This window comes from Rothia nasimurium, assembly GCF_004569295.1.
Taxonomy (GTDB): domain Bacteria; phylum Actinomycetota; class Actinomycetes; order Actinomycetales; family Micrococcaceae; genus Rothia; species Rothia nasimurium_B.
Window position 1 is genome coordinate 1 of record NZ_SPQC01000067.1, and the last position, 8,294, is coordinate 8,294.

Genomic DNA, 8,294 nt, shown 5'->3' on the forward strand with positions numbered 1-8,294 from the left:
CCTCTATTCTATTCGCACCCGCCCTAGGCCCGCCCCTCGCGGTGGGCTCGGGCTGTTTCTTCGTCGATAATGCGCATCTCCTGGGTCAGCGGGGTCCCGGGCACCCACCGGTCGCGCGAAGTCGGGCGGCGGCGTCCTAACCTCAGACGGGGCCGGGGCACCTTGAGCTGAACCGGCTCCGGCAACTGCCAGCGGCGCCAGCGCGCCAAAATACCCATGACCAGGCAGGTCACAATAGAAAAAGGGCCATGCCCAGAAAATCCGCCACGAGCAGGGTGCGGTCAGCCCAGCGGGACCCAAAATCCATCAGGTAGGCCAGGGCCGCAGACCCCAGCGCAGCCACCCAATAGTAGCTATCGGTCAGGGCAACGGGAAAACCTGTAACGAGCAGAACAGCGCGAATAATGCCCCCGCCCAACAGGCCGTTGGTGACAATAGCGGCAACATCAATCACACGGAACCAGGTCTCTGGCTCAAAATTAAAGGGGGGCATTTACTCGGTCCACTCGCCGCCGGGCACCAGGGGGTAGCGCTCGCGCAGCTGCGCCTGCTTGCTCACCGGCGGAATGTAGACCCAGGCGGTGACCGGCTCACCGGCGTCCGTCACTACCTTGGCCAGCACCCGGTTGTAGAGGTTGTCATCGTGCACAGGACGCGCGGGGTCGGTTCCCTCAAGCTCATCGAGGGAGGCGGCAATGGCCTCCCAGTCGGCGGGGTCTACGAAAACCAGGGTGCCGCGCACCACCAGGGCGCCCTGCCCGGCGGCGTCGCTGCCGACCGGTGCGGACGCCGGGAGCAGGTAAGGGTAGGAGCCGTTCGTGACCAGCTCGTAGCCGGTAATAGTCGCGTCAGCGCGGTTAGAATCAGCCCCGCGGAACCAGCGATTATTGCTCATGCCGGGGCGCAGGGTGCCGTAAACGAAAACGGGGTGGTGGGCTGTCATGCCTCTATCGTACCCACCAAGTTTATTTGAAGGCGTAGATGAAGCAGGCTCGCAGCGAGCGTGAGCCTGCTTCACCTACTCGCTTACTTGAGCACCGTCGGCACGAACCGGCAGTAGCCGTCGGTAATCGCCCCGTCTGATTCGCGCACGCCGAAGCCCACGGAGCGTCCGCCCACCACCCAGGCCCCGATGATGGGGTAGTTGGGTTCACCGGCGTCCCCGGTGAAGTTGGGCGGCTGCACGTACTGCTGGTAGATGTACTCGTGGTCGGCGGCGGTTTCGGTCATGTAGCCGTCGGTGTGGGCAACCTGCACCCCGTGGGTCGGGGCGTTCACCACGATACCGTCGCCCTCCCGCCCAAAAATGGGTTTCTTGACCCAGTTGGTGAAGCCGTGATTGGGCGACAAGGACGCTGGCAGCAGCAGCGGGTGCCCCGGGTAGAGTTCCCAGAGGGCCACCATCAGCACCTTGTTGGAGAGGAACATCTTCCAGGCCGGTTCAAACCAGTTCTCCATGGCAGCGTAGCCGCCGTCGAAGAGAACCTGCCCGTAGGCGTCCTCAACCATGTCTTCCCAGGGGTAGAGCTTGAAGAGGTTGTGCACCTGCCGGTCGTGGTGATCGAGCCAGATGCGGCGGTCGATGTCCCAGTAGAGGTCGTCGATGCGCATGATGTGGGTTTCCCAGCCCGCCATGTGCGCGGCGTGGGCTACGACCTTGAGGTTTTCAAGGTCCTCGCCGAGCTCGTCGATTTCTTCGTTCACGCAGGCCAAATGCAGAACCGGGTACTTGACGCGCTGGCGGAGTATTCCAGAATTTTGAGCGCGTGAGTCTCGGGGTTGTAGACAAAATCAAAGCGGCCGTAGAAGTCGTATTCGTGCCAGCGCCAGGAATCAATCGCCAGCTTCAGCGCAGCGTCGCTCAACCCCAGCTTGTACTTGAGGGGGCCGGCAATAATGTGGTCGATGGCAGCAACGCACATGCGGTGGGCTTCTTCGACCTGCTCCTGCAGGCAGAGGGCCTCAGCCACAGTGAACTCGTAGGCAGCAAACTCGTTCCAGTAGTGGTCGGTGTCGTCGGGGCCTTCGAGCGAATAGACCAGCCCTTCGGCGGCGATAGTCTGCTCCCAGTTATGGCGGCCCAGGGGGAAGGACAGTCGTCTCATCGGCCTTAGCCTCCCTTGGTTCCGCCGCCGGTCTTCGACCCACCGCCAAAGCCACCGCGACTCTTCTTAGGTATGGTGTCTTTCTTAGCGTCCTGATTGAAACCGCCGTAGGAGTCCCCGCTCTGGCTCGACTTCATCTGCGAGTTCTCCACGGTATAAGAGCTCTTTGACTCCCGGAAAGACTCGGCAAACCCGCCGCCCTGCGAGGGCAGGTTACGGAAGATCGTGCCATCGGACGGGCGGCTCTCCGAACCGCCTGCCACCTTCTCACCCACCTTGGGCACGGTCGATGACGAAGAATAGGGCACCCAGTAGGAGCGCCCGGTCCCGCCTCCGCCGCCACCGCTGCTGGAACCTGAGCCGCTGCCGTCCTCGCACTCGGAGTTCTCAAGGCGCTGCCCGGTGCCGGGGTCGTAGCAAATCTCGGCGTACTCCTTGGAGCTGCCGCTGATCTGCGAACTGGTGGAGGAACGTCCGCCCTGCTTCTGCGACGACGAGGACGAGCCGCCCAGCAGGGGCGCAACACGGGCCGGGGCGGCGTGGTTGGTAGCGCCAATACCGATAATGGCTGCCCCGCCCGCAAGCAGGGCAAGCACGGTCTTGGTCGCGCGTGAGAACCTTGGCATGGAATCTCCCGATGGTAGGTGAGTGTGTTCCCTCCCCATTTTAGGGCGGGTAGGCGCTCACCTGCGCAAAGGGGCACGGGGCGGGCAGGCGGACGCGGACGCGCGGGTCTAGCGGGTTGCCAGCACCTGGGCGATAGCTTCGAGAGCTTCCTCGTTCTGTAGAGAGGAGGTATCGCCCAGTGACCGGCCCTGGTAGAGCTCCCCGAGCAGGCGGCGGGTAATCTTACCCGACCGGGTCTTGGGGATATCGGCTACGGCGATGACGTCCTTGGGCTTGGCAATCGGCCCAATTTCGTGGCGGATATGCTCGGTCAGCGCCACCTTCAACTCTTCGGCGCTCAAGGTGCGGCCGGCCTCAGAGAGGGTCACATAGGCAACCGCCTGATGGCCGGTCAGCTTGTCCTCCACCGGGCAGACCCCGGCCTCCACCACAGCCTCATGCGTGACCAGAGCAGACTCAATCTCAATGGTCGACAGGCGGTGGCCCGAAATGTTAATAACATCGTCGATACGGCCCAAAATATAGACATCGCCCTCGTCATCGACCTTGGCGCCGTCACCGGCCATGAACCAGCCGCGCTCGCCGTAGTGGCGCCAGTAGGAATCGAGGTAGCGCTGGGGGCTGCCCCAGACCGTGCGAGCCATGGACGGGCCAATCTTATCGACCACAATGAAGCCCTGCAGGCCGGGCTCAACGTCGGCCCCGTGCTCGTCGACCACGCGGGTTGAGATACCCGGAACCGCCCGGGTCGCACAGCCGGGCTTGGACGCGGTGTGGGGCGCGTCGTCCGCGAAGGTGCCAGCGGGCGCGAACTGGGGGTCGTGCGGACGCGGCGAGCATACGGTCGAGCCCGTCTCGGACTGCCACCAGGTGTCGATGAAGGACGCGGTGCCCCCGCCCACGTGCGTGCGTAGCCACCGCCAGGCCTCGGGGTTGATGGACTCGCCCACCGACCCCAGCAGGCGCACCGATGAGAGGTCGTACTTGCCAGCGGATGGACCGTCGGGGAAGGCACCCATGAGGGAGCGAACCAGGGTGGGGGCAGTGTAGTAGTTGGTCACCCCGTAGCGTTCAAGCACCTCAAAATGGCGCTCGAAGGTGGGGGTGTTGGGGGTGCCCTCGTAGATCACCTCGGTGACGCCGTTGAGCAGCGGCCCGTAGATTGCGTAGGTGTGGGCGGTGACCCAGGCCAGGTCGGCGGTGCACCAGTGAACGGTGTTCTCGACCTTGGCGGGGTCATTGACGGTCGCCAGCTCGTCTACGCGGCGCTGACCGCGCTCGTCCTCAATCTCGGGGAGCAGGTCAAAGAGCAGGGCGTGAGTGTAGGCAACCTGGGTCAGGTAGCCAGCGGACGTGTGCACCAGACCCTTGGGCTTACCGGTGGTACCGGAGGTGTAGATGATAAAGAGCGGGGTTTCAGCGTCAAAGAGCTGGTAATCGTGGGTGTCGGGCAGGTTATCGACTAGGTCGTGGTACCAGACGTCGCGACCCTCGGTCCAGGGCACAGCGGCGTGGGCTTCGGGCGTGCCAGCGGTGCGGTCAACCACAATGACGTGCTCGATATTGTTCTCACCTGAGCAGGCTTCGTCGGCGGTCGCCTTAACCGGGACCACGGTGCCGCGGCGGTTCTGCCCGTCGGTGGTAATGAGCACCTTAGCGCCGGTGTCTTCCACTCGGAACTTCAGGGCCTCGGCTGAGAAGCCGCCGAAGACTAGGGAGTGGATAGCGCCAATGCGGGCGCAGGCAAGCGTGAAGATGATGGTTTCGGGAATCACCGGCAGGTAAATCACCACACGGTCACCCTTGCCGACGCCCAGTTTCTCCAGGCCGTGGGCTGCCTTAGCGATACGACGCTGTAGCTCGGCATAGGTAATGGCCTCGCGGTCACCGGGTTCACCCTCGAAGTAGAGGGCCACCTTATCGCCCTTACCCGCTTCGACGTGGCGGTCTACGCAGTTGTAGGCAACGTTGAGTTTGCCGCCCTCGAACCACTTAATCTCGGGCACGGTGAACTGCTCGATACCCTCATCATCGAGGCCCAGGCTCTGCGGCTTAGCGAAGGTGTGAGGGGTTGCTTCGTCAAACATCTCACCCCAGGTCAGGCGGGCTTTAGCTTGGTCAGCCCAGAACTGGATTCGGGCCTCGTCTGAGATGAGCGCCGGGTTGGGCGTGGGATTGAAGGGGTCGGTGTACACGAAGTCGGCAGGTGCGCTCAAGGGTATCTCCCATCGGTAGCTGGCTGTAGCACCGGCGCCGGTTCTCGCAGGACGCCCGTGGGCGGCTTGTTCGGCGTGGTTGCTGCGATCGTCGTAGAGCCAGGTCTCTCGTATCGCTCGTGATGGACAAAATCTCTTTCAGGGTAAGCACCTACACCCCACTGTTACTAAACCGTGACGCCCCTTAACGTTTATGACGCCGCGTGACGCGCGTCCGTCCTCTGCCCCCGTGCGCTCATCCGCCCAGCTGTCCTTGAGTGTGGCGGGAAATGCCATCTGCACGAGAACCGTTCGCGCTGATGGCACTTAGCGTTACATTCAAGGGTGAGAGACGAACCTCCCGCCCCTTCTTCTAGTTGCTCGGGAACCGGGCCTTGACCCAGCGTTCGAACACACCCAGCAGGGCGTCGGTGATTTTACCCAGGATAGCGAGCAGGACGATGGCCAGGAGCAGGCGGTCGGTGCGGCCATTGTTCTGGGAGTCGGTGAGCAGGAAGCCCAGTCCCATCGAAGCACCGAGCAGTTCGGCGGCGACCAGGAAGAGCCAGGCCTGCGCCAGGGCCAGCCTCAGACCCGAGACCACAGCGGGCAGAACGGCAGGTAGCTGCACGGTGGTAAAGAGGTTGATGCCGCGGACGCCGAAGGTGCGGGCCGCTTCAACCAGCTTGGGATCCACGTGGGCTAGGGCCGCCGAGACGGTGGTGTAGACGGGGAAGAAGGCTCCGATAGCGATGAGGGTGACCTTGGAGTTCTCACCGATGCCGATCCAGAGCAGCAGCAGCGGCACCCAGGCCAGCGACGGTACAGCGCGTAGGGCGCCGATGGTGGGGGCAGCGAGCACCTGAGCCCAGCGGGAGAGCCCTACCCAGGCTCCGAGCACCAGCCCGAGGATAGCCCCGATGCTGAAGCCCAGAACCACGCGCTGGGTCGAGATAGCAACGTGCAGGCCGAGCTGCCCGCGTCCTGCCAAATCAAGGGCAGCAGCAACCACCTTCGAAGGGGCAGGGAGCTGCACCGCGCTAAAGACCCCGGCGGTGCTCAGGTACTGCCAGAGCGCCAGTAGAACCAGGGGGAGCAAGGCGCCAAGCCAGGGTGCCCAGCGGCGGGTAAGTAGGGGGCGGCGGGGTACCTTCGCGGACGCCGGTGTTTCGGTGCGCGCCAGGCGGCGGGTTGCCGGTTGGGTGGTGAAATCAGAGGTAACTGACATGATTACTCAGCCACCAGGGTTGAAATGCGGGCGGGGTCGGCCTTCTGGGCAAAGGTGTCGTTGACGATGCTGCCCAGGGCGGTGTCTACTTCGCCTTGTGCGGCAACGTCGCCGGATTCAACCAGGTAGGGGCCGACCTTCTCCAGCACGGCGAGCTGCTTGTCACCGGGTACGTTATCGATATCCAGGTAGGTGCGGTCCCAGACGACCTGGGCGGTTTCAAGCTCAATTCCGGAGCCGTCCGCCAGAATCTGCACGGCCTCTTCTTCGTTGGCGAGTGCCCAGTCACGGGCATATTCGTAGACGTCAACGATGGTCTGGGCGGCTTCGGGGTCACTCTCGATGAAATCCTCAGTGGCGTTCAAGAAGCCGTAGGTGTTGAAGTCGATGTTGCGGTAGAAGAGGGTGTTGCCGTCCTCAATTTCGGCGCTGGCCATGATGGGGTCAAGGCCGCTCCAGGCGTCTACGGTGCCCTGGTTGAGGGCGGTGCGGCCGTCGGCGTGCTGGAGCTGCTCGATAGTGACCTCAGCGGGTGACACACCTGCTTCTTCAAGAGCTTGGAGTAGGAAGAAGTAGGGGTCGGTGCCCTTGGTGACAGCTACCTTTTTACCCGCCAGGTCTTTCACCGATGAGATACCGGTGTCGGTGCGGGTCACCAGAGCGGACCACTCGGGCTGGGAGTAGAGGTCAATCACCTGAATAGAGGAGCCGTTGGAGCGAGCCAGCAGGGCAGCTGAGCCCGCGGTGGAACCCACGTCAATCGCACCGGAGCGCAGGGCCTCATTAGCCTTGTTCGAACCGGCTGACTGTACCCACTCGACGTCCTTACCCTGCTCTTCCAGGGCGGTCTCAAGCCAGCCCTTTTCTTTGATAATCAGGGAGAGCGGGTTGTAGGTGGCGTAGTCGATGGTGACGGTGGTGTCTCCCGCTGCGGTAGAAGTGTCGGCGGTAGAAGCGTTTTCCCCTGCCAGGCACCCGGTTAGTAGTAGGGTGCCGGTTGCGAGCAGGGCAGAGGTAGTGGTGAGACGAGAAATGAGTGACATGTGTCTTCCTAGTGTTCTTCAACGCCGAGTTCGGCCAAAAGTTCTTTGCGCAGGGACGATAGTGCCGGGTTGCCGCGGTCGCGCGGGCGGTGATCGGGCACCTCAACAATGCGGGCAATCGTCGCGGGTGCGGCGGGGTCCGGCTTACCCAGCACAATCACCCGGTCTGAGAGATAGAGGGCTTCTTCCACGTCGTGGGTGACCAGCAGGACGGTGGCCGGGTCGTGGGCATGAATATCGAGCAGCAGATCCTGCATGTTGATGCGGGTTAGGGCATCAAGGGCGCCGAAGGGCTCATCGAGCAGAAGGACGCCGGGGTTCCGCGCCAGCGCCCGGGCCAGGGACGCGCGCTGAGCCATGCCACCGGAAATCTCACGGGGGCGGTGCTGGGCGTAGTCTGCCAGCCCCACAACGTCCAGAAAGCGAGCAACCTGCTCGCGGGCAACGTCCTTGGGGATACCCTTGGGCAGACCCAGCGTCACGTTCTTCTCAACGGTGCGCCAGGGCAGCAGGCGCGGCTCCTGGAAACCAATAGCCACACGGGAATCGAGACCCCGTACCGGGCTACCGTCAATCGTGACGGTACCGGCGGTCGCTGCCCCCAGGCCGGCAGCAGCCCGCAAGAGGGTCGACTTGCCGCAGCCCGAGGAACCAATAATCGAAATAATCTCACCGGGGTAGGCGGTAAAAGAAACGTTTTCAAGGACGGTTCGGGTCTCCCCGCGCTCGCCGATGAAGGTCTTGCCGACGGCATTGAAGTCAATTTCGCAGGCGGTGAGGGTGGTGGGGGTGCGTTCTAGCGTGGGTGCGCTCATGCTTTCTCCATCGTCTCTTGGCGTTAGCACCGACCCCTGGTATAGGGAGGTTGCTGCGACGTCGTTGAGCCAAGTCTCTCGGTCGCTCTGGATGGTTAACGCTTTCAACGCTAGGGGCGTTTGTTGGAACTGGGCAAGAGTATGACGCGGTATTTCGGCCGGTTACGAGTGTGACGCTGTGGGTAAAACTGACCGGAACCCGCCGGTGTCCGTAACAGAGCTCAACACGCGCCACAATGTGAAACGTAGCCTCAGATGCTTGCACCTGGGCGGGCCGGGCG

The 8,294-nt window shown here is 63.1% G+C and carries 10 protein-coding genes and 1 riboswitch; all 10 genes read right to left on the reverse strand.

Features of this window, described 5'->3' with window-relative positions:
• Window positions 1-23: 23 nt before the first annotated feature.
• Window positions 24-233: a hypothetical protein gene (locus E4U03_RS13470; protein WP_228066267.1), complete on the reverse strand. Its 210-nt coding sequence runs from the start codon at window positions 231-233 to the stop codon at window positions 24-26.
• A complete protein-coding gene (locus tag E4U03_RS13475) occupies window positions 230-493 on the reverse strand; it encodes a hypothetical protein (RefSeq protein ID WP_228066275.1) in 264 nt (87 codons plus the stop codon). The genes E4U03_RS13470 and E4U03_RS13475 overlap by 4 nt, the downstream gene beginning before the upstream one ends.
• The gene (locus E4U03_RS11965) at window positions 494-943 is read right to left on the reverse strand and encodes a gamma-glutamylcyclotransferase family protein (RefSeq protein ID WP_135013953.1); all 450 of its coding nucleotides are present in this window, start codon (window positions 941-943) and stop codon (window positions 494-496) included.
• 83 nt (window positions 944-1,026) lie between these two features.
• Window positions 1,027-1,704: a glutathionylspermidine synthase family protein gene (locus tag E4U03_RS13605; protein ID WP_280741632.1), complete on the reverse strand. Its 678-nt coding sequence runs from the start codon at window positions 1,702-1,704 to the stop codon at window positions 1,027-1,029.
• Complete coding sequence (locus E4U03_RS13610; protein WP_265588600.1) at window positions 1,701-2,105, reverse strand: glutathionylspermidine synthase family protein; 405 nt, start codon at window positions 2,103-2,105, stop codon at window positions 1,701-1,703. Before E4U03_RS13610 ends, E4U03_RS13605 begins: the two co-directional genes overlap by 4 nt.
• Window positions 2,106-2,110: 5 nt before the next feature.
• Window positions 2,111-2,731 (reverse strand): hypothetical protein, encoded by a 621-nt coding sequence (locus tag E4U03_RS11975; RefSeq protein WP_135013954.1) that lies wholly within the window; start codon window positions 2,729-2,731, stop codon window positions 2,111-2,113.
• Between the two features lie 108 nt (window positions 2,732-2,839).
• Window positions 2,840-4,948, reverse strand: a complete 2,109-nt coding sequence (locus E4U03_RS11980; RefSeq protein WP_135013955.1) for an AMP-binding protein — start codon at window positions 4,946-4,948, stop codon at window positions 2,840-2,842.
• Window positions 4,949-5,300: 352 nt separating this feature from the next.
• Entirely contained in the window at window positions 5,301-6,155 is an 855-nt protein-coding gene (locus E4U03_RS11985; RefSeq protein WP_135013956.1) for an ABC transporter permease, read from the reverse strand.
• 2 nt (window positions 6,156-6,157) lie between these two features.
• Complete coding sequence (locus E4U03_RS11990) at window positions 6,158-7,198, reverse strand: aliphatic sulfonate ABC transporter substrate-binding protein (RefSeq protein ID WP_135013957.1); 1,041 nt, start codon at window positions 7,196-7,198, stop codon at window positions 6,158-6,160.
• An 8-nt stretch (window positions 7,199-7,206) separates the two neighbouring features.
• Entirely contained in the window at window positions 7,207-8,013 is an 807-nt protein-coding gene (locus E4U03_RS11995; RefSeq protein ID WP_135013958.1) for an ABC transporter ATP-binding protein, read from the reverse strand.
• Window positions 8,014-8,017: 4 nt separating this feature from the next.
• Window positions 8,018-8,111, reverse strand: a riboswitch (SAM riboswitch).
• Window positions 8,112-8,294: the final 183 nt, after the last annotated feature.